Genomic DNA, 22890 nt, shown 5'->3' on the forward strand with positions numbered 1-22890 from the left:
GGACAATATTTCAGACAAAACCTACGACAAATGATTACTCATATTATACCCTATTTAGCTAGATTTTTCAAGGGGATTAACGATTTTTTGACAAAATCTTTTCCTATAAAAAATTAAATTCAATGATTACTTTGCAAACTTCATTTTCAGTTTAATTGTTCAAGAAAAATATAGTAAATTACGATTTCCCTATTTTATCTTAGGCTGTTTTTCTTGACTTTACTTGGTTTTTCTTTTAATATATATATGTATAAATATATAAGGAGGTTTGTTATGGATATTTTGCTTTCTGAAACAGAACAGAATTTGCTAACGTTACTGGAAGAACTAACCAAACACCAAGATTGGATAGAAATTCCAGTCTTGGCTGAGAAGCTGAATTTTTCAATCGAAGAATTGCAAGAACACCTTTTAAAGCTCGAGCAATTATTTCCTAACCTCCTTATTCGCTCAACAAAAGAAGGTATTCAGTTGCAGTTTGAAGCCCGAAACTCCTTAGACCCTAGGATTGCTATCTTTGAACAATCTCCAACTTATTCTTTTTTGAACTGTCTATTTTTCAAAGAGGAACAATCACTTGACCAAATATTTCAGGAACTTATGATTAGCTGCGAACGAGTTCAGGAAATCATCCAACATCTAAATACTAAACTTCCGCAACATTATGGCATCAGCATACAACCTTCCCCTTTGAACATGATGGGGGCAGAAGAGGACATTCGCTCCTTTTATCTGGACTACTTTAGCCAAAGTTACAGCTTTCTTGATTGGCCCTTCCCTTCTATTTCCGAAGAGTATTTGACTGATTTGATTCAGTTATTTTTGAAGGCCCAACAAGTTTCACTCAACCTCAGCAATCTACGACAAATCAAATATACCCTAGCTATCAATCTGGAGCGCTTTAAGAGGAAATACTTTATTGAAAATCCTACTCCCCTTTTAACCAGTCACTACAGCTCTCTCATGCAAATTCCGCAGTTTGAACAGGATATCAAAAAACTGGCTAAAAAACTCCATTTTGAACCTACAAAAGAAGCACTGGAACAGCTATTTTCAACACCAGCAAAGTTGCCTCAAATCACAAATAAACCTTGTAATGAAGCGATAGTAGATATTCATCAGATTCAAAAATCCTATCGTTTATTGAGTCAAATCTTAGAAGAATTATCTAAAGAACTTCACCTACAGATTGCAAATCGCGAAGAATTGATTTGGCTCCTCCACTATACTGCCCAATCTGATTTTCTACACCCACTTAGCAGCAAGTCTCTTGAAAAGCAAAAGTCTCTGATTTTAACCAATTACCAAAAAGAATTTCCAAAACTATTTGAAGTAAGTAAAAGTAAATTTCAGACGTATCTAGCTGAGATTGGTCTAGAGAGTCACCCAAGTAAGCTACAAGATCTAGTTTATGCCTTTTCGATCCAAGGACAACGAATTTTAGTTCAATTACTTCAAAAACTTCCCAAAATTCGTGTTTTGGTCATTAGTCATCTAGATAGTGAGCACGCACAAAACCTAATTGACACCCTTTCCCACTACGGTAACAATCTCTATCTGTTTGACTCTTGGGAAAAGTCCAGTATCTCTTCCTCAATCTTCAATCAAATTCCACACGATATTGTTATCACTACCTTCCCTGTTTCCAACTGTCCGAAACCCATTATTTGTAGTCGGAATCTTTCTACTGTAGAACTATTTCACCACCTCCACCTTTTGGGTTCACAAATTCATAAAGAAAGACTAGCTTAGTCGTAACAGAAAACCTGTTGCGATTTTCTTTTGTTTTAATTTCGAGAAAACGCTTGCATATTGTTTTACTACATGCTATACTGATATAGAAATTTATTGATTGGAGAATCATCATGAGAAAAACACCAGCTCAAACTGAGAAAAAAATGGTTTACAGCATCCGTTCCCTCAAAAATGGAACTGGTTCTGTCCTTATCGGCGCAAGCCTTGTCCTACTTGCCATGGCTACACCAACTATCTCAGCCAACGAAACCACAACAGCTCGTGCTGAAGCGACTAACACCATTACTCAACCTCTTACTGATACAGCAGACATCGCTGGAAAGAACGAAAGCGATTTTTCTTCACCTAACAATGCAAACGCTTCCCTAGAGAAAAAAGAAGAACAACCTGCAACAGAGGCAACCACTCCTGCTGCAACTCCCGCTGATTCGGCACCACAAACCGGACAAGGTCGTTCAAGCGAACCAACTACTTCTACTACGACTAAAACTAAGGCAGAAGAGCCAATCGAAGACAATTACTTCCGTATCCACGTCAAAAAACTTCCTGAAGAAAACAAGGATAGTCAAGGACTATGGACTTGGGACGATGTTGAAAAACCTTCTGAAAACTGGCCTAACGGAGCTTTGTCCTTTAAGGATGCCAAAAAAGATGACTACGGCTACTACCTAGATGTCAAATTAAAGGGAGAACAAGCCAAAAAAATTAGCTTCCTCATCAATAATACAGCCGGAAAAAATCTAACCGGCGATAAATCGGTAGAAAAACTGGCACCAAAGATGAATGAGGCTTGGTTAGACCAAGATTACAAGGTTTTCTCTTACGAGCCACAACCTGCAGGAACTATTCGCGTCAACTACTACCGTACAGATGGCAACTATGACAAGAAATCTCTCTGGTACTGGGGAGATGTGAAAAATCCAAGCAGTGGCGAATGGCCTAACGGAACAGACTTTACGGCTACAGGCAAATATGGTCGCTATATCGATATTCCACTCAAAGATGCAGCTAAAGATCTTGGATTTTTATTACTAGACAGAAAGAAACAAGGAGACGATGTGAAAATCCGTAAAGAAGATTATAAGTTCACAGATTTGAAAAATCATAGCCAAATTTTCCTAAAAGACGATGATGAAACCATCTACACCAACCCCTATTATGTGCACGATATCCGCATGACAGGAGCTCAACACGTAGGAACTTCTAGCATTGAAAGTAGTTTTTCAACACTAGTCGGTGCCAAAAAAGAAGATATCCTGAAACACTCCAACATCACTAATCACCTAGGAAACAAAGTAACTATCACTGATGTTGCAATCGATGAGGCTGGTAAGAAAGTGACCTACAGCGGAGATTTCTCAGATACAAAACATCCATATACTGTTAGCTACAATTCCGACCAATTCACTACCAAAACAAGCTGGCGCCTTAAAGATGAGACTTACAGCTATGATGGGAAACTTGGAGCTGACTTAAAAGAAGAAGGAAAACAAGTTGATTTAACCCTTTGGTCACCAAGTGCTGATAAGGTTTCTGTTGTTGTCTACGACAAGAATGACCCTGACAAAGTAGTTGGAACTGTCGCTCTTGAAAAAGGGGAAAGAGGAACTTGGAAACAAACTCTAGATAGCACAAACAAATTAGGAATCACAGATTTCACTGGCTACTATTATCAATACCAAATCGAGCGTCAAGGTAAAACTGTTCTTGCACTCGATCCTTACGCTAAATCCCTCGCTGCTTGGAATAGTGACGATGCTAAGATTGACGATGCCCATAAAGTGGCTAAAGCTGCCTTTGTAAATCCAGCTAAACTAGGACCTCAAGACTTGACTTATGGTAAGATTCGCAACTTCAAATCGCGCGAAGATGCTGTCATCTATGAAGCCCATGTTCGTGACTTCACTTCAGATCCTGCCATCGCAAAAGACTTGACCAAGCCATTTGGTACCTTTGAAGCTTTCATTGAAAAACTAGACTACCTCAAAGACTTGGGTGTAACCCACATCCAACTCCTTCCAGTCTTGTCTTACTACTTTGTCAACGAATTGAAAAACCATGAACGCTTGTCTGACTATGCTTCAAGCAACAGCAACTACAACTGGGGATATGACCCTCAAAACTACTTCTCCTTGACTGGTATGTACTCAAGCGATCCTAAAAATCCAGAAAAACGAATCGCAGAATTTAAAAATCTCATCAACGAGATCCACAAACGTGGCATGGGAGCTATCCTGGACGTAGTGTATAACCATACAGCCAAAGTCGATATCTTTGAAGACCTAGAACCAAACTACTACCACTTTATGGATGCTGACGGAACACCTCGAACTAGCTTTGGTGGTGGACGTTTGGGGACAACCCACCATATGACCAAACGGCTCCTAGTTGACTCTATCAAATACCTAGTTGATACCTACAAAGTAGATGGATTCCGCTTCGATATGATGGGAGACCATGACGCCGCTTCTATCGAAGAAGCTTACAAGGCTGCACGCGCCCTCAATCCAAATCTAATCATGTTAGGCGAAGGTTGGAGAACCTATGCCGGTGATGAAAACATGCCTACTAAAGCTGCTGACCAAGATTGGATGAAACATACCGATACTGTCGCTGTCTTCTCAGATGACATCCGTAACAACCTCAAATCTGGTTATCCAAATGAAGGTCAACCTGCTTTTATCACAGGTGGCAAACGTGATGTCAACACTATCTTCAAAAATCTCATTGCTCAACCAACCAACTTTGAAGCAGACAGCCCTGGAGATGTTATCCAGTACATCGCAGCCCATGATAACTTGACACTCTTTGACATCATTGCCCAGTCTATCAAAAAAGACCCAAGCAAGGCTAAGAACTATGCTGAAATCCACCGTCGTTTGCGACTTGGAAACCTCATGGTCTTGACAGCTCAAGGAACTCCATTTATCCACTCTGGTCAGGAATATGGTCGCACCAAACAATTCCGTGACCCAGCCTACAAGACTCCAGTAGCAGAGGATAAGGTTCCAAACAAATCTCACTTGTTGCGTGATAAGGACGGCAATCCATTTGACTATCCTTACTTCATCCATGACTCTTACGATTCGAGTGATGCTATTAACAAGTTTGACTGGACTAAGGCTACAGATGGAAAAGCATATCCTGAGAATGTCAAGAGCCGTGACTATATGAAAGGTTTGATTGCCCTTCGTCAATCTACAGATGCCTTCCGACTTAAGAGTCTCCAAGATATCAAAGACCGTGTCCAACTCATCACTGTCCCAGGTCAAAATGGTGTGGAGAAAGAGGATGTAGTGATTGGCTACCAAATCACTGCTCCAAACGGTGATATCTACGCAGTCTTTGTCAATGCGGACGAAAAAGCTCGTGAATTTAATTTGGGAACTGCCTTTGCACACCTCAGAAATGCTGAAGTTTTGGCAGATGAAAACCAAGCAGGACCAGTAGGAATTGCCAACCCGAAAGGACTTGAGTGGACTGAAAAAGGCTTGAAATTAAATGCCCTTACAGCTACTGTTCTTCGAGTCTCTCAAAGCCGTCCAGCTATGAAAGATAAACTAGAATTTGACCTTTCAAATTCTAGACAAGAACAAGGTCAAGGTCAAGAGCACAGTACAAGCGATATTCCAAACCGATCAAACAAACCTGAACATCAAAATACAGATCCAGCTCCACAAGCTAAACCTGATTCTACTAAACCAGATACAAAAGTAGCTGATGAAGAAAATAAACCTAGCCAAGCTACAACTGATTCACAAACTACACAAGTTTCACAACCAGCACAAGAAGTACAAGCATCATCTGTAAGTGAAGCTGTTCGAAACGAATCGGTAGATAACTCTAACAAGGAAAATATACCTGCAACTCCAGCTAAACAAGCTGAACTTCCAAATACAGGAACCAAAAACGATAACAAACTCCTGTTTGCAGGAATTAGTCTCCTTACCCTTCTAGGTCTCGGCTTCTTGCTAAAAAACAAAAAAGAGAACTAAACTAGCCCTCCTATAGAACAATCCCCCAAGCCTTAACGCTCGGGGGATTAATTTTTGCCCTGATAAGCCTATCTATCAAATCATATATTCTACACTATAGGTCGCATCCGAAAGTATTCGTGCCAAAAATTGCTTGGTTCTTTCTTCTTTTGGACGATTAAAGAATTGATGGGCATCATTTTCTTCAACAATTTTCCCACCGTCCATAAAAATAACATGATTGGCCACGTCTCTAGCAAAACCCATCTCATGCGTCACTACTACCATAGTAACACCTTCTTTAGCCAACTGTTTTAAAACATCTAAAACATCCCCTACCAACTCTGGATCCAAGGCCGATGTTGGCTCATCTAATAAAATGACCTCTGGTTTCACAGCGATGGCACGCGCAATGCCGATTCGTTGTTGCTGGCCTCCAGAAAGCTGAGAGGGATAGTAATCTTTATAAGCTAGTAAACCAACTTTTTCTAAGGCAGCTTCCGCACGTTTGATGGCTTCTTCCTTAGGAATTTTCCGAGCAATCACCAGGCCCTCTAAAATATTTTCCAAGGCCGTTTTATTAGCAAATAAATTATAATGTTGAAAAACAAAGGCGGTCTTCTGGCGAATTTCTAAAATATCTTTTTTGGTCAATTTGCCAAGATCGTATTCTTTATCAGCAAGCTTCAAAGAGCCACTATCAGCCTTTTCTAAATGATTGAGACATCTGAGAAAAGTCGTTTTACCTGATCCAGATGGGCCCAATATTACAACCACATCCCCTTGGTTGACATTGAGATTAACATCTTCTAGGACTTGTCTGTCTCCAAATTTTTTTGCAACATGTTCTACTTGTAACATTGTCTCCTCCTATGCTAAACCTGTACTGGGCACTACTTGTCCCTTTTCTCTTTGAATATAGCGTTTCTCTAAGATTGAAAAGCCCCATTGAATCAATCCGCAAATAAGAATGTATTGTAGAAAGATCACAAAATAGGATTCAAAATACTGATAACCATAAGACGCTTCAACACGGGCAATGGCTGTAATATCCTTAATGGTCATCACAAAGACCAAAGAGGTTCCTTTTACAATATTTATGACTAGATTAGCCAGATTAGGCAAGGCTGACCGCAAGGCCTGTGGAAAAACAATCCTCACATAAGCTTGACTAGTGGTTAAGCCAATCGCTTGTGCAGCTTCTAATTGTCCCTTATCCACAGTCAAAATAGCCGAACGTAAGATTTCTGATAAACTACCTGTTGTCATCAGGCTATAGATAATAAAAGCATAATAGATGGGATTGAGTTTAAAGATGTCAACATCACTTCCTATGCTTTTGAGAAATTGATTGAGCAAACTTGGAAACAAACTATAAAAGAAAAGAATCAGCAAAATCGGAGGTGTTGCTCTTATAAAAGCTAGATACACGAGAGAGAAAGTTCGAACACCTTTGACTTTATATATTTGTCCCAGAGCTAAAAACAAGGCTGGTAGAAAACTTAAGACCATGGCTACAATCATGATAATCAAGGTGGTCGGTACCCCTTTTAAGGTCTCTAAAAAGGTTTTTGCAATATAGTCTAAATCCATATCCTATCTCCCTTTCGTTTCCAAAGATTTTTCTAACAAGCGACTCAAGAAGGAAACAGCCAAGGCTACACCCCAATAAAGAATGGCAACCGCTGTATAGGTTTCAAGAGAGTAATTCCCCAAATTGCGACTGATTAAGAGATTCCCAGCTCCCATGACATCCACAAAACCAATCGTATATGCTAGGGCAGCGTCCCGCATCAAATTTAGAATAGCGGTCGTCATATTTGGAAGAGCCACTTGAAATGCCTGAGGAAAAATGATTCTCCAGAATGTTTGACTAGGTGTCAGACCAATACTGACTCCAGCTTCCATCTGACCTTTGGGAATTGCCTGATAGGACGCCTTAAATACTTCTGCAATGGTAGCCGCAAATAGCAAGACCATGGTGAATAAGACGAAGACCGTCTTAGACCAGTTGTTGATATCTAAATTCAACCACCATTTTAAAAATTCAGGTAAACCATAAAAGACAAGGAATAGTAAAACAATAGGAGGAGTACAGCGAAGAGTGAAAATATAACCCTTGGAAAGACCTGCAAAAGTCTTATCTTCTCCCACTTGAGTCCAAGCCAATAAGCCACCGAAAAGGGAACCAAGGATTGTAGTAAAAAAGAGAATGGACAAGGTCATCGGAAGAGCCTGCCATAAGGTGGGTAAAAATTGGAACACTCTTGAAAAATCATATGAAACCATGTAAACCTCTTTCTAATACTCAATGAAAATCAAAAAGCAAACTAGGAAACTATCCGCAGATTACTCAAAACAGTGTTTTGAGGTTGTGGATAGAACTGACGAAGTCAGTAACCATACCTACGGCAAGGCGACGTTGACGCGGTTTGAAGAGATTTTCGAAGAGTATAACATGCCTGATTATTTATCTAATCTTTATCAACGTAACTAAAGACATCTTCTTTAAAGTATTTTTGAGAAAGTTTAGCTAGAGTACCGTCTTCTTTTAATTCTTTAATCGCTTTTTCATACTCTTTAGCAAACTTCTCACCCTTTTCATCACGGTGAATTAATGGATAGGTCGGGATTCCTTTATAAGGGAACCAGCTAAGTTTGTCCGCATATTGGTGGTAAGAACCATCCTCTGCTGTCACTGCTTTTTCAAAAGACAACTTGATATCAAAGAAGGCATCGTAACGTCCTTCTAAAACCCAAGCATAAGCATCTGCCACTTTGAAGGATTCAGCAGCCGTCAACTCAATTGGTGTATCCTTATGTTTCTCATTATAGCTATTAATAACATTCCACTGGGCATTTTGAGGAGAGATTGGTACTAATTTTCCTTTGTTTTTGGCGAAATCATCAATATTCTTATATTTGGCTTCATCTTCTTTTCTAACAGTAAAACCAATAATGCTGGCTCCTACTGGCTCAGATGGAATAATGAATTTCTTAGCCCGTTCATCTGTATACCAAGCACCTTTAGTTCCAATATCGTACTTGCCAGACTCAAGTCCAATCAAGAGATCGTCATCACTAGTTCCAGTATACTCAAATTTATAATCAGCTAATTTCTCATCAACCGCCTTTAAAACAGCGACTTCATAACCATCTGATTCCCCTTTTTCGTCAACAAAATCATAAGGGACATAGTTTTGGGTATGGGCAACTTTTAAAGTTGTTACTTGTCCAGACGAAGCTGCATCTGCACCTTTAGCAGATGCTCCCGCCAAAGTTCTACCAATAATTGTTGCTCCAAGCACTGCCGCAACCGCAACTCCACCAATAATCCATGTTTTCTTACTCATATTCTTCTCCTTTATTTATCTAATGCTTCTCTCACCCACTGGATACGTTCCACTGCAATATCGCTCGGAATGGTACAATCTGCTCCAAGTATGAGGCCATCTTTACCTGTTTCTTCTATCAAGCGTTTGGTTTCAGCTTGAATTTCTTCCTTACTGCCTCGATAGAGAAGGCCATCTTTGCCGTTTTCAAATCCTCCCAGAACAGCACGACCCTTGAAAATCTCACGACCTTCTTTTAGACTAATCCCTTCTGGACCAACTGCCCAGTTAAAAACATGAGCTGGATAGTCGGCAAAGATATGAATATCATTTCTAGCTCCCTCATAGCCACAGATGTGAAGGATATTTACCCCGCCAACCAACTTAGCTGCATTTAAAACAGTCAGTTCACTCGGCGCAATAATCTCCTGATAGGCTTCAGCAGAAACACGCGCATCCTGAATACTTTGCACACTGAGATAAATACCGTCTGCTCCTGCATCTTTAATAATAGCTTGACTCAAGCTAGCGATATCTTGCGCAATCACATCAAGTACTTTTTTCAATTTCTGAGAATCTTGAACTAAGAAATCTGCAATGAGATCATCTCCACCAGACACTTCTCCAAGTAACCATTTGAGGTAGGTCACAGGCGCAAAAATATTGTAAATAGCAACAATGTCCTCCGTAAACTCCTGCTTAATCTTCTTCACTAATTCTACCTGCTCTCTAATCCACGGATGATCTTCACCCAGAGGTTGAATCTCCGACAGCTCTTGGAGTGACTTCCCTTTGGCAATAACTGGATTTGGATAAGCAAAATAGCCATCACTCATCAACTTGATAAAGTCTGGATGTAGGTCACGTATAAATTTTTTATGACCTTGTATGTTCTTTTCAATAATCACAGGATTTGAAAATCCCTTTACCCATTCCTCTTCTGATGTAAAGTGGTGCCAAAAACCAACTGGCACACGATCGACTATTTCTCCTCTAAATGCTTTTAAAACCCATTCTCTTTTTTCTGACATCTTTATTCTCCATTTCTTTCTTTTTCAACTAATAAAACACTGGCAATATCATTTATTTGAATAAAGGGAAGACTTCCTTTCTGAAAATCCTGAATACCGTGACATCTTGGACCTTCCTTACAATTCAGTCCCTTTGTAAGACTGATCGCAAGTAAGATGACAAAGCCGAGGGCCATCCCTACCAATAGCCACTTTTTTCTTTTCATAAGGTCCTCCTATTCTAAAATAGCAGCCTGACGAATCCAGTCCAATCTTTCTAATTCAAAGTCATCTGGAACTGTGCAATCCGCTCCAAGAAGGACCCCTCTAGTCCCAGCTTCAGCCAACAATCGTTTGGTTTCCTCTTGTAGTTTAGCCTTACTACCTCCATAAAGCATGCTCTGCTTCCCATTTTCAAAACCACCCAAGACCGCTTTGCCATAAAATAGCTCCTGACCTTGAGGTAAACTGACTGCTTCATGGTGGGTTGCCCAATTGAAAACCTGGGCTGGATAATCTTTGAAAATAGTCACATTGTTACTGGCACCTTGTAAACCGCAGATATGCAGGATATTTACCCCACCTACCTGATTGGCAGCTTCTAAAACCTTTATGTTGCTTGGCTCAATATAGGTCTGATACAATTCTGCTGTGATGCGCTCATCCTGAATTTCTTGTGTACTGAGATAGATTCCATCTGCTCCACTATCCTGAATGATTTTTTTAGTTAGGATAGCGATATCCTCTGCTATCACATCTAAAATTTCACTGAATAACTCTGGATTTTCGAGTAATAGATTAGCAACCTCCTTATCACCTCTAGAAGTTTCTGTACGAAACCACCTTTTCAGGTAGGAAATCGGAGAAAAAATATTGTAAAATGATGCAATGTCCTCAGTGAAGGTCGCTCGAATAGCTTCTACCACTTCTACTTGTTGCTGAATCCAAGGATGGTTTTCACCAATCGACTCAATAGAAGCCAGCTCCTGAATACTTGAAACCAAAGGACTGTAGACATTACTTGGATAAATGAAAAATCCGTCACTCATCATTTTGACAAAATCAGGATGAATTCTTTCAACGTACTTCCGATGTCCCTCTACACTTTTTTGAAAGATACGTGGGTTATTTAAACCTTGCCCTTTTTCCTCCAGTGTTACAAAATGAAACCAAAAGCCTACAGGAACTCGTTCCACCTCTTCTCCTCGGATGGCTTTAAAAACTAGCTCTCTTTTACTTGTCATACTTTTCTCCTTCCATTTGGATTGAAACCATCTTACCACTCCTTTTGACCTTTTCCCAATATATATTGACTATCGACTTGATTGATATTGTTTATATCAATAACGAAAAAATCTCTGGAAAGCTTGATTCTACTAGCTTTTCAGAGATTCTTTTTTGTTTATTACTTTTTTAAAATAGTTGTTATATAGATTTTTTATCAGCCTGATTAGGATTTTTTATTAGGCCTCTTTCATGGCAAAATAATCCCATACTTTGGGTGCAACTTGTGTGCCGAAGAGTTCAATAGCTCTCAGAACCTGGTCATGAGGCATAGAACCAAGAGGTAAGTGCAACATAAAGCGGTCCAAACCTAAGTCTTCAATCATGCGAATCAATTTTTCGGCCACCTGATCTGGATTGCCCACAAACATAGCACCATTTGGCCCAACTTGCTCCAAATATTGCTCATAACGCAATTCCTGCCAGTGCGGACGATCTTTAGAAATAGCATCCACCACTTGCTTGGTCGGATGGAAATAATCTTTCACCGCCTGCTCGCCATCTTCCGCAATCCAACCCCAAGAATGGGCTCCAACCTTTAGTGCATGACTGGCATGACCTGCTTCGCTCCCAATCTCACGATAAGCCTGAATCAACTTTTTAAAATAACGCGGATTGCCACCAATAATAGCATAGACAATCGGTAGGCCTGCCTGAGCAATCTTCACTGTTGATTCGACATGACCACCTGTCGCTATCCACAAGGGCAATTTTTCCTGAACTGGACGAGGATAAACTTCTTTACCAGAGATTGTTTGGGTCAATCGCCCTTTCCAGTCTAGCCTTGTCTTTTCATTGACTAACTGGAGCAAGTCTAATTTCTCATCAAAGAGGGCTTCGTAGTCTTTCAAATCATATCCAAACAAGGGAAAAGATTCCGTGAAAGAACCCCTTCCGGCCATAATCTCCGCACGTCCATTAGACAAGGCATCGATAGTGGCATACTGTTGGAACAAGCGAATCGGATCCATACTTGAGAGGATGCTGACTGCACTGGTCAAACGGATTTTCTTGGTATTGACTGCCCCAGCTGCCAGGACAATCTCTGGGGCAGATACTGCAAAATCTTCCCGATGATGTTCCCCAATCCCATACACATCCAAACCAACCTTGTCAGCCAGTTCAATTTCTGCCACCAACTGACGAATGCGTTCGGCATGACTGTAAGTCTGTCCAATCCCTTCAAGCTCCGTTGTTTCCCCAAATGTTGAAATTCCTAATTCTACCATTGCAATTCTCCTTGTCTACCTCTGTCCTTCATTTTGAAAAATTATTCTAACACGAATCTTGAGTACAAGCAACCAATTTGCTCACAAGAAAAAGCCTAGATAACTAGACTTTTTTAGCTTATTCTACCGTTACTGACTTAGCAAGATTACGTGGTTTATCCACATCAAGGCCACGGTGAAGGGTTGCAAAGTAAGCGACCAATTGTGTTGGTACGACCATTGAAATTGGTGAGAGGTAAGGGTGGACGGTCGTAAGAACGATGTCATCTGTCTCTTTAGCAACATTTTCTTCTGCGATAGTGAGAACTTTGGCACCACGAGCTGCGACCTCTTGGATATTTCCACGAGTGTGGTTGGCAAGGACTGGATCTGACAAGAGCGCCAAGACAGGTGTTCCTTCTTCAATCAAGGCAATGGTTCCATGCTTGAGTTCTCCTGCAGCAAAGCCTTCACACTGGATGTAAGAAATCTCTTTGAGTTTGAGACTTGCTTCCATAGCTACGTAGTAATCTTGACCACGCCCAATATAAAAGGCGTTGCGAGTTGTTTCAAGAAGCTCACGAACCTTGGCTTCAATGGTTTCTTTCTCTGAAAGAGTAGATTCGATAGACTGAGCTACGATTGACAACTCATGAACCAGGTCAAAGGCTTGCGCTTTAGCATTACCATTTGCTTCTCCTACTGCTTTTGCAAGAAAGGCAAGGGCTGCGATTTGCGCTGTATAAGCCTTGGTTGAGGCTACGGCAATTTCAGGTCCTGCATGAAGGAGCATGGTATGGTTGGCTTCACGAGAAAGAGTTGAACCTGGGACGTTTGTCACTGTCAAGCTTGGGATTCCCATTTCATTAGCCTTGACCAAAACCTGACGGCTATCCGCTGTTTCACCAGACTGGCTGATAAAGATGAAAAGTGGTTTCTTGCTGAGAAGTGGCATACCGTAGCCCCACTCAGATGAGATTCCAAGTTCAACTGGCGTATCTGTCAATTCTTCCAGCATCTTCTTAGAAGCAAATCCTGCGTGGTAAGATGTCCCAGCTGCAAGGATGTAGATACGGTCTGCATCTTGAACAGCCTTGATGATAGCTGGGTCTACGACAACTTGACCAGCCTCATCTGTGTAGGCTTGGATGAGTTTACGCATAACAGTTGGTTGCTCATCAATTTCCTTGAGCATGTAGTAAGGATAAGTTCCCTTACCGATATCTGACAAATCAAGCTCAGCAGTGTAGCTAGCACGCTCACGACTATTACCATCATAGTCTTGAACTTCTACACTGTCAGCCTTGACGATGACCAACTCTTGGTCATGAATTTCCATGTATTGGTTGGTCTCACGAATCATAGCCATAGCATCTGAGCAGACCATGTTATAGCCTTCTCCAAGACCAATCAAAAGTGGTGATTTATTTTTAGCCACGTAGATGACTTCCGGAGTTTGTGAGTCAACCAAGGCAAAAGCATAAGAACCACGGATGATGTGAAGGGCTTTTTTGAAGGCTTCAAGAACTGACAAACCGTCTTCTTCCGCAAATTTTCCAATCAAGTGAACGGCGATTTCCGTATCTGTTTGCCCTTTGAAGTGGTGACCTGCAAGGTATTCTTCCTTGATTTCAAGGTAGTTCTCAATGACCCCATTGTGAACCAAGACAAAACGTTCTGTCTCAGAGCGGTGTGGGTGAGCATTGTCCTCAGTTGGTTTCCCGTGAGTAGCCCAACGAGTATGTCCGATCCCAGTTGTTCCCTCAACACCAGCTGTCTTGGCAGACAATTCTGCAATACGACCAACAGCCTTGACTAGATGGTTTTCAGCACCACCTAGGACAAAAATTCCCGCAGAATCATAGCCACGGTATTCGAGCTTTTCAAGCCCTTGAATCAAAATATCAGTTGCATTTGTGTTTCCAACAACACCAACAATTCCACACATAGTATATACGACACAGACCAGCTGTGCTTTCTCCTTAAAATTGGTATAGTCTAATTCCTCTTTTATAGAACCAGCAAAAACAGTATATACTTGTTTCTTTCACTTGTCAAGAGTAAAAATTGGTATAGTTCAAATTACGCTCCTGTAAGCAAAAGACTCTGACCAATTAGGATAATCAGTCAGAGTCCTTTTTTAAAATCCATTATTATCGCTTAATTCCTTGAACCAGTACCCTGATTTCTTCAGACGACGTTCTTGCGTTTCCAAGTCTAATTCGACCAAGCCATAGCGATTTTTATAGCTATTGAGCCATGACCAGCAATCGATAAAGGTCCAGATTAAGTAGCCCTTACAGTTGGCTCCATCTTCAATAGCACGGTGAAGTTCACGAAGATGACCTTTTACAAAGTCAATACGGTAATCATCTTGAATCATTCCATTCTCACGGAATTTTTCTTCCCCTTCAACACCCATACCATTCTCTGTCAACATCCACTCGATATTACCATAATTTTCCTTGATATTTTGGGCAATGTCATAAATCCCTTGCTCATAAATCTCCCAGCCACGATGAGGATTGATTTTACGTCCAGGCATCACATAAGGCTCGTAAAAATGTTCTGGTAAGAGTGGACTCTCTGGATGCTTAGCAAATCGAGGTGCCATAACACGCAAAGGTTGATAGTAGTTGACACCAAGGAAGTCCACCGTATTGTCACGAATGAGTTCCAACTCCTCCTCCGTAGTATCAGGTAAGAGACCGTGTTCATGCAAGATTTCTACCAACTCCTGTGGATAAGTCCCCAAAACAGATGGGTCTAAAAAAGATTGAGCTTGAAAAAGCTCCGCAATACGAGCAGCCTTAACATCAGCAGGATGCTGGCTACGTGGATAAGCCGGTGTCAAGTTGAGGACAATCCCAATCTTAGAATCAGGCAAGAGTTCATGACAGGCCTTGACCGCTCGACTGCTGGCTAATTGTGTGTGATAGGCTACTTTAACCGCTGCCTCTGCATCCACCTTATGTGGATAATGGGCATCGTAAAAATAGCCAAATTCTACCGGAACGATGGGCTCGTTAAAGGTAATCCATTGATCCACTAAATCTCCATAAGTCTCAAAACAAAAACGAGCATAGTCTTCATAGGCTGAGACAGTCGCCTTATTTTCCCAACCATCACCATCCTCTTGAAGGGCAAAAGGCAAATCAAAATGATAAAGATTGACTAAAAGACGAATCCCTTTGGCCTTAATAGCCTCAAAAACCTTACGATAGAAATCCACACCTTGAGCATTGACTTTTCCACGCCCTTGTGGAAAAATCCGTGACCACTGGATAGAAGTCCGAAAGGCCGTATGACCAGTCTCTAACAAAAGCTCGATATCCTGCTCCCAATTTTCATAAAAGGTCGATGTCTTATCTGGACCAATCCCATTATAGTAACGATTTGGCTCTACTTGGTACCAATAATCCCAGAGATTATCTCCCTTACCGTCACCCGCTACACGCCCTTCTGTCTGCGGCCCAGAAGTGGAGGACCCCCAGACAAAATCCTTTGGAAATCTTAGCATACATTTACCTCTTTATATACTTATTTTTCCTATTATACAGAAAAAACAAGGCAAAAACTAGTTACATTTTTTCCTTGTTTTTCTTCTGATTATAGTTTTTATTTCTTGCTGAGAATTTCAAGCGTTTCAAGCACGTTATCTGCATGAACCTCGATGGTGTCACCAGTCGCTTTGATCTTGACTTCTACGATGCCGTCGGCCGCCTTCTTCCCAACAGTAATGCGGATTGGCAATCCAATCAAGTCACTATCGCTGAATTTGACTCCGACACGTTCGTTACGGTCATCTGTCAAGACTTCGTAACCAGCTCCCATCAAGCTTGCTTCAAGTTTTTCTGTCAAGGCTTGCGCTTCTTCGTCCTTGACATTGACAGTAATCAAGTGCACATCAAATGGCGCCAATTCTTTAGGGAAATTGATTCCCCAAGCGTAACGGTATTCGCCTTTTGGTGTTTTGTTAACAAAGAGGCGAGCGTGTTGCTCCATCACTGCTGAAAGGAGACGGCTGACACCGATACCGTAACATCCCATGATAATTGGCACAGCACGGCCATTTTCATCCAAGACATCTGCTCCCATGCTTGCTGAGTAACGAGTTCCGAGTTTGAAGATGTGCCCAATTTCGATACCACGCGCAAAGTTAAGGACACCTTGTCCGTCTGGAGAAATTTCACCCTCACGAACTTCACGGATATCCACATATTCTGCAGTAAAGTCACGACCTGGGTTCACACCAGTCAAGTGATAGCCATCTTCGTTAGCACCCACAACTGCATTGCGAACATCTTGCACCTTACGGTCTGCAATGATTTTAACATTCTCTGGCAAACCAACTGGGCCAAGTGAACCAAATCCTGCTTGAACAACGTTTGACACTTCTTCTTCGCTAGCAACGTCAAAGAAATCTGCTCCCAAATGGTTTTTCAACTTGACTTCGTTGAGCTGGTCATTTCCAACTAGAAGGGCTGCAACAAGCTCACCATCTGCCATGTAGAATAGGGTTTTGATCGTTTGTTCTTCTGGAACGTTGAGGAAGGCTGCCACTTCATCAATTGATTTAACATCTGGCGTTGCAACACGAGTCACTTCTTCTTCAGCGACAACACGGTTGCTTGGTTTGTACTCGTTTGTTGCCATTTCCAAGTTAGCAGCATAGCTAGACTCACTTGAGTAAGCAATAGTATCTTCACCAGAAACCATCCATTTGAGCAATTCTGCCTTGATTTCTTCTTGCACTTCTGTAGGAATTTCATCAAATGAGGCAACTGACTTGTCCAAGACAACCCAGCGGTCAAGATCTGTACGAGCAGGTGTAATCGCCATAAATTCTTGGCTGTCCTTACCACCCATGGCTCCACCGTCACCGATGATAGCCTTGAAGTCTAAGCCACTACGAGTGAAAATACGCTCATAGGCAGCCTTGTACTCATCGTAAACACTGTCCAAGCTATCATAGTTAGCGTGGAAACTGTAAGCATCTTTCATGATAAACTCACGTGTACGAAGAAGTCCATTACGTGGACGTTTTTCATCACGATACTTAGGTTGGATTTGATAAAGGTTAAGCGGCAATTGCTTGTAAGACTTAACAGAATCACGAACAATAGCTGTAAAAGTTTCTTCGTGAGTTGGACCTAGGATAAAGTCTGATTTTTCACGGTTTTTTAGCTTGTAAAGGTCTTCACCATAAGTTTCGTAACGACCTGATTCGCGCCACAATTCTGCACTGAGAAGGGCAGGAGCCAACATCTCAACTGCACCAATCTTATCAAATTCTTGGCGCATGATGTTTTTGGCTTTTTCAATCACACGGTTGGCAAGTGGTAGGTAAGAATAAACACCTGCAGATACTTGACGAACATAACCAGCTCGCAACATAAGAGCATGGCTGATAACTTGAGCATCGCTTGGCATTTCGCGAAGCGTTGGGATAGGCATTTTACTTTGTTTCATAATATTCCTCGATTATCTAAAAAAGAGTCGCATAATGTCATTCCAGGTCACAGCAATCATCAAGACAACCATGATGACCACTCCGGCCAAGGTGACATAGGTTTCAATTTCTTGTTTCAATGGTTTGCGGCGAATGGCTTCCAGGATATTGAGCACAATCTTACCACCATCCAGAGCTGGAATCGGAATAAGATTAAAAATCCCGATATTGATGGAAATCATTGCCAAGAGGTACAAGACATTCTCAATTCCATTTTTAGCAGCATCACTACTTGCCTTAAAGATGGCAACAGGTCCACCTAGCTTGTTCAAATCCGGTTGGAAAATCAGATTTTTCAGAGCCGATAGAATTCGGAGAGCTGAGTCGGCTGCGGTTGTGAATCCACCCACAAACATGGATAGAAAGTCCGACTTAATTCCCGGTTGAACACCTAGAAGGTAACCGCCTTGACTTTCTTCAGGAGTAACAGTGATTTGTTTTTCACTCCCCTTTTCAGAAATAGTCACATCCAAAGTCGGGGCCGTCTTATCTTTGGTTTCTGCTTCCACAGCCTGGATCAAGCTTTCCCAGTTACTAATCTCATGTGAGCCAATCTTGGTAATCTGTGCCGTTTCTGGCATTCCCACCTTGGCCAAAGCCCCTTGGGGCATGACATGAAACTGGTTGGTAGCTACATCTCTGACTCCACCCTGCATAAAGATTAAAATCCAAAAAACAACGACACCTAAGATAAAGTTATTCATAGGACCTGCAAAGTTGGTAATGAGTTTGCCCCAGATAGTTGCATTTTGATATTGCACATCCAAGGGAGCAATCCGAACCTCAGTACCATCTGCTTCCACAACCGTTGCATCGTGATACACTGCAAATGTTTTTTCTTCTTCCAGAACCAAGCCCTTAATAAAGAGCTTATCTTCAAAATCAAACTGGGTCACCTGCATAGGGAGGGCTGTTTGATCCAATTTTTTACCGGATAGGTTTATGCGTTTAACCTTACCGTCGTCAGTAAGGGTCAAACTAACAGGAGTACCTGTCTTGATTTCAGTCGTATCATCACCCCAACCGGCCATACGGACATAGCCACCCAGAGGCAAAATTCGGATAGTGTAGGCCGTTCCATCCTTGCCAATATGAGCAAAGATTTTGGGTCCCATACCGATGGCAAATTCACGCACTAGAATCCCTGATTTCTTGGCAAAGTAGAAGTGTCCGAACTCGTGCACCACCACAATAATCCCGAAAACCAGAATAAAGGTTAAAATTCCGAGCATAGTACTTCCTCCGTCTTTTGATTAAAAGAGTCCAAACAAGTGCATGATTGGAAATACAAGCAACATACTATCGAAACGATCCAAAACACCACCATGTCCAGGGATAAATTTCCCAGAATCCTTAACACCAAAGTGACGCTTAATCGAACTTTCTAGTAAGTCACCAAATTGTCCAGCAATGCTAAAGAAAATAGCAAAGACCGACATCTTGTAAATTCCATACGGAAGAGCAACTGTACTGTCAAACATCATAAAGATGATGGTTACTAAAATAGCACCTAAAATACCACCCAAGGCACCCTCAAAGGTTTTATTTGGAGAAACTGTCGGAGCTAATTTTCGTTTACCATAGTTCATCCCAACAAGATAGGCACCACTGTCTGTTGCCCAAACAATACATAAGGCTAATAGTGCCTTATCTAAACCTGCAATTCTAGCATCTAATAGAGCATTAAAACCAAAGCCCACATAGAAACTCATAGCAAGAGGGAAAACCGCATCCTCAATCGTATACGACTTGCTAAACACAGTCGTTCCTAACATGATTGAAATCAAAACACTATAGGCAACCACATTCCCATCAACTGGCAAAAAAGTCAGATAATTCTCCAAGGGAATGGTCAAGGCAAAGGTGGCAAAGAGGGTTAAGAGGCCCTCCATCGTCATGGTCTCTAGACCTCTCATCTTTAAAAGTTCATGCATGGCTAGCATGGCTATGATTCCAATTGCTATCTGAAGCAAGAGGCCCCCAATCATTAAAATTGGTAGGAAAATAGCCAGGGCAATCCCTGCAAACAAGGTTCTTTTCTGTAAATCCTGTGTCATATTTCCTCCTAAACTCCTCCAAATCGGCGATGACGACGATTGTAGGCAAGAATGGCTTCCTGCAAGGCCGCCTCGTCAAAATCAGGCCACAAGGTATCTGTAAAATAGAGCTCACTGTAGGCTCCCTGCCATGGAAGGAAATTGCTTAAACGCAATTCTCCACTAGTACGGATAATCAAGTCTGGGTCTCGTAACTCCTTAGGCAAATGCTGGGTGAAGAGATAGTTGCCAATCAATTCCTCTGTGATGTCACCTGGGTTGATTTTGGCATCTAACACATCCTGAGAAATCAACTTAAGAGCCTGTGTAATCTCAGCACGTCCACCATAGTTGAGGGCAAAATTAAGAATCAAACCTGTGTTGTTCTTAGTCAATTCCTCAGCCTTGGTCAGAGCTTCAAAGGTTTGCTTAGGCAGGCGATCTGTCTCCCCAATCATTTGAATCTTAACATTATTCGCATGCAATTCCGGGACATAATTATCATAAAACTCTACTGGCAAGTTCATGATAAACTTAACTTCCTGATCTGGACGGGTCCAGTTTTCTGTAGAAAAAGCATAGACCGTAATAACCTTAACGCCTAGTTTGTTGGCTGCCTTGGTCACAGTTTGCAATGCTTCCATGCCCGCCTTGTGTCCGAAGACTCGCGGTTGCATACGTTTTTTAGCCCAACGGCCATTTCCATCCATGATGATGCCGATATGAGCAGGAACCTGTGTCGGAACCTCTACTTCCACAGCCTTATCTTTCTTAAAAAATCCAAACATGATCTTATTCCTATTCAAAAATCTATCGTTTCATTATACCATATTTCCCCATTTTCTTCTATCACTAAGCTATTTATACTCTTCGAAAATCTCTTCAAACCACGTCAGCTCTATCTGCAACCTCAAAACAGTGTTTTGAGCAACCTGCGGCTAGCTTCCTAGTTTGGTCTTTGATTTTCATTGAGTATTATTCTCAGGCACAAAGACCATTTTTCAAAAAAATAAGTCGCCTGATTGGGCGACTCTATTTTTTATAGGGAGATTATTATGAAAAAGTTTTAGGAGTTTAAGTTAAGGTCTTCTTAACTTATGTACTTAGTATACACTTCCTAGCTTAAAGTTTCCTTAAGTATTTTTAAAAATCAAATTTTTCCATTTCTCCTGCCAATTTTTCTTGGATAGACGTGTTCTATAAAGTTCCATTCGGTCTTCATTCTCTAAAAAATGAGGAGTTGGATGAACTTGAAAATTCAAAATATCCTCCAAACCATAAGGTGCATAGAGTTCAAAATCTGATTCTTCATTCAAGCGTAGTCCAACAGCCGTACATCGTTCTGGATACTTACTCATAGCATCACAAGAGCTGCTATAGGGAGCAGTATGAGGGCTGTGCTGGTGCATATAGACTTGATTTTTCAATTCCCACTGGTACTGAGGAAAATCCTCTCGCAGTTTTTTCTCCAGTAATAAGGTTTTCTCATAAGAAAAATCTGGATCAAAGAAAATTACATCTACATCTGTTTCACAGTCAAAAGGGGATTTGTCTGACAAGAGATTCCAGATGAAATTTCTGACAGAACCTGCTGCCAACCACGAGTCTTTCAGACCAAGGTTTCGGATAGTTTCTAGAATAGCCATCATATCCGGATTTTCTCTAAAAGCCTCTAGAATTTCTTGCTCATTTTTCACTGTATTCATAACCTAAATGCTCATATGCCTTAGCAGTCGCCACCCGTCCAGACCGCGTCCGCATGATAAAACCTTTTTGAATTAAGTAAGGCTCATACATGTCTTCCACTGTCTCACGTTCTTCTGCTATGTTAACAGAAAGAGTTCCTAGACCAACAGGGCCACCACCGTACATCTCAATCATGGTGCGAAGGATTTTCTGGTCCACATAGTCTAGACCTTCATGGTCAACATCCAGCATGGTCAAAGCCTTATCGGTAATAAGATCATCGATAACCCCATTCCCCATAATCTGGGCAAAATCGCGCACGCGCTTGAGGAGACGATTGGCAATACGAGGGGTCCCACGACTACGTAGGGCCAACTCAGATGCTGCCTCATGAGTGATTTCCATCTCAAAAATATCTGCCGTCCGCTCAACAATTTCTGTCAAATCAGCATGGGTATAATACTCCATATGACCTGTAATCCCAAAACGTGCCCGTAGTGGATTTGAGAGCATACCAGCCCGAGTCGTCGCACCAATCAAGGTAAAAGGTGGCAACTCCAAATGAACACTGCGACTGCCTTCACCAGCACCAATCATGATATCAATGTAGAAGTCCTCCATGGCACTATAAAGCACCTCTTCCACAGACATGGGCAAGCGATGAATCTCATCAATAAAAAGGACATCCCCAGGCTCTAAGTCATTCAAAATCGCTACCAGATCACCAGCTTTTTCGATAACAGGACCCGACGTCTGCTTGAGATTAACACCCAGTTCGTTGGCAATAACAAAGGCCATGGTCGTCTTCCCCAAACCTGGAGGCCCGAAAAGGAGGACATGATCCAGCGCTTCATCCCGCATTTTAGCGGCTTCGATAAAGATTTGAAGCTGGTCCTTGACCTTATCCTGCCCGATATATTCACGTAAATACTGAGGACGGAGCGTGCGTTCTACTAACTCCTCATCCCCCATTATCTCATTGTCTAAAATTCTACTCATGTTTCTATTATAGCAAAAATCCAAGCCACAAACAAAAAAGCCACCCGATTGGCTGACTCCCGAGTTTGGCACTTATGTGGTATGATATTCTACG

19 protein-coding genes are annotated in these 22890 nt (G+C 41.6%); 3 read left to right on the forward strand and 16 right to left on the reverse strand.

Features of this window, described 5'->3' with window-relative positions:
* Nucleotides 1-273 precede the first annotated feature (273 nt).
* Together SK608_RS09015 and SK608_RS09020 are read left to right on the forward strand one after the other, a co-directional pair.
* Entirely contained in the window at nt 274-1752 is a 1479-nt protein-coding gene (locus SK608_RS09015; RefSeq protein ID WP_033678443.1) for an AcpB/EbpR/MafR family transcriptional regulator, read from the forward strand.
* Between the two features lie 113 nt (nt 1753-1865).
* A complete protein-coding gene (locus SK608_RS09020) occupies nt 1866-5750 on the forward strand; it encodes a pullulanase (RefSeq protein ID WP_033678445.1) in 3885 nt (1294 codons plus the stop codon).
* 75 nt (nt 5751-5825) lie between these two features.
* Here SK608_RS09020 and SK608_RS09025 read toward each other — a convergent pair whose 3' ends face one another.
* From SK608_RS09025 to SK608_RS09035, 3 genes are read right to left on the reverse strand one after another with little or no spacing between them, the layout of a single operon-like run.
* The gene (locus tag SK608_RS09025) at nt 5826-6590 is read right to left on the reverse strand and encodes an amino acid ABC transporter ATP-binding protein (protein WP_033678447.1); all 765 of its coding nucleotides are present in this window, start codon (nt 6588-6590) and stop codon (nt 5826-5828) included.
* A gap of 9 nt (nt 6591-6599) precedes the next feature.
* A complete protein-coding gene (locus tag SK608_RS09030) occupies nt 6600-7322 on the reverse strand; it encodes an amino acid ABC transporter permease (protein ID WP_033678449.1) in 723 nt (240 codons plus the stop codon).
* Nucleotides 7323-7325: 3 nt separating this feature from the next.
* Nucleotides 7326-8018, reverse strand: coding sequence for an amino acid ABC transporter permease (locus tag SK608_RS09035; RefSeq protein ID WP_033678452.1), 693 nt, complete (start codon nt 8016-8018; stop codon nt 7326-7328).
* A gap of 22 nt (nt 8019-8040) precedes the next feature.
* Here SK608_RS09035 and SK608_RS10925 point away from each other — a divergent pair, with 22 nt between their 5' ends.
* Nucleotides 8041-8226 (forward strand): hypothetical protein, encoded by a 186-nt coding sequence (locus tag SK608_RS10925; protein WP_033678455.1) that lies wholly within the window; start codon nt 8041-8043, stop codon nt 8224-8226.
* Here the strand turns inward: SK608_RS10925 and SK608_RS09045 are convergent.
* From SK608_RS09045 to ruvB, 13 genes are all read right to left on the reverse strand, one after another.
* Entirely contained in the window at nt 8204-9082 is an 879-nt protein-coding gene (locus tag SK608_RS09045; RefSeq protein ID WP_033678457.1) for a transporter substrate-binding domain-containing protein, read from the reverse strand. The genes SK608_RS10925 and SK608_RS09045 overlap by 23 nt on opposite strands.
* Before the next feature lie 11 nt (nt 9083-9093).
* Entirely contained in the window at nt 9094-10092 is a 999-nt protein-coding gene (locus SK608_RS09050) for a uroporphyrinogen decarboxylase family protein (protein ID WP_033678460.1), read from the reverse strand.
* Between the two features lie 2 nt (nt 10093-10094).
* Nucleotides 10095-10298 (reverse strand): hypothetical protein, encoded by a 204-nt coding sequence (locus SK608_RS09055; RefSeq protein ID WP_033678464.1) that lies wholly within the window; start codon nt 10296-10298, stop codon nt 10095-10097.
* Nucleotides 10299-10307: 9 nt separating this feature from the next.
* Nucleotides 10308-11315, reverse strand: a complete 1008-nt coding sequence (locus tag SK608_RS09060; protein WP_082242499.1) for a uroporphyrinogen decarboxylase family protein — start codon at nt 11313-11315, stop codon at nt 10308-10310.
* Nucleotides 11316-11534: 219 nt separating this feature from the next.
* Nucleotides 11535-12584: an LLM class flavin-dependent oxidoreductase gene (locus SK608_RS09065; RefSeq protein ID WP_033678477.1), complete on the reverse strand. Its 1050-nt coding sequence runs from the start codon at nt 12582-12584 to the stop codon at nt 11535-11537.
* A gap of 118 nt (nt 12585-12702) precedes the next feature.
* Nucleotides 12703-14511, reverse strand: a complete 1809-nt coding sequence (glmS, locus tag SK608_RS09070; RefSeq protein WP_033678479.1) for a glutamine--fructose-6-phosphate transaminase (isomerizing) — start codon at nt 14509-14511, stop codon at nt 12703-12705.
* A 192-nt stretch (nt 14512-14703) separates the two neighbouring features.
* The gene (gene bglA / locus SK608_RS09075; protein WP_033678481.1) at nt 14704-16083 is read right to left on the reverse strand and encodes a 6-phospho-beta-glucosidase; all 1380 of its coding nucleotides are present in this window, start codon (nt 16081-16083) and stop codon (nt 14704-14706) included.
* Between the two features lie 98 nt (nt 16084-16181).
* Nucleotides 16182-18035: a proline--tRNA ligase gene (locus SK608_RS09080; protein WP_033678484.1), complete on the reverse strand. Its 1854-nt coding sequence runs from the start codon at nt 18033-18035 to the stop codon at nt 16182-16184.
* Between the two features lie 12 nt (nt 18036-18047).
* Nucleotides 18048-19307 (reverse strand): RIP metalloprotease RseP, encoded by a 1260-nt coding sequence (gene rseP, locus SK608_RS09085; protein ID WP_033678486.1) that lies wholly within the window; start codon nt 19305-19307, stop codon nt 18048-18050.
* A gap of 21 nt (nt 19308-19328) precedes the next feature.
* Nucleotides 19329-20132 (reverse strand): phosphatidate cytidylyltransferase, encoded by an 804-nt coding sequence (locus SK608_RS09090; RefSeq protein WP_000189853.1) that lies wholly within the window; start codon nt 20130-20132, stop codon nt 19329-19331.
* 8 nt (nt 20133-20140) lie between these two features.
* Nucleotides 20141-20899 carry an undecaprenyl pyrophosphate synthase gene (locus SK608_RS09095; RefSeq protein ID WP_000466722.1) on the reverse strand — a complete coding sequence of 253 codons (759 nt, stop codon included), beginning with the start codon at nt 20897-20899 and terminating at the stop codon, nt 20141-20143.
* Between the two features lie 345 nt (nt 20900-21244).
* Nucleotides 21245-21817 (reverse strand): nucleotidyltransferase family protein, encoded by a 573-nt coding sequence (locus SK608_RS09105; RefSeq protein WP_033678489.1) that lies wholly within the window; start codon nt 21815-21817, stop codon nt 21245-21247.
* Nucleotides 21798-22796, reverse strand: coding sequence for a Holliday junction branch migration DNA helicase RuvB (gene ruvB, locus SK608_RS09110; protein WP_082242501.1), 999 nt, complete (start codon nt 22794-22796; stop codon nt 21798-21800). The genes SK608_RS09105 and ruvB overlap by 20 nt, the downstream gene beginning before the upstream one ends.
* Between the last annotated feature and the right edge of the window lie 94 nt (nt 22797-22890).

Source organism: Streptococcus mitis subsp. hohhotensis (assembly GCF_000722775.1).
Lineage (GTDB): Bacteria > Bacillota > Bacilli > Lactobacillales > Streptococcaceae > Streptococcus > Streptococcus carlssonii.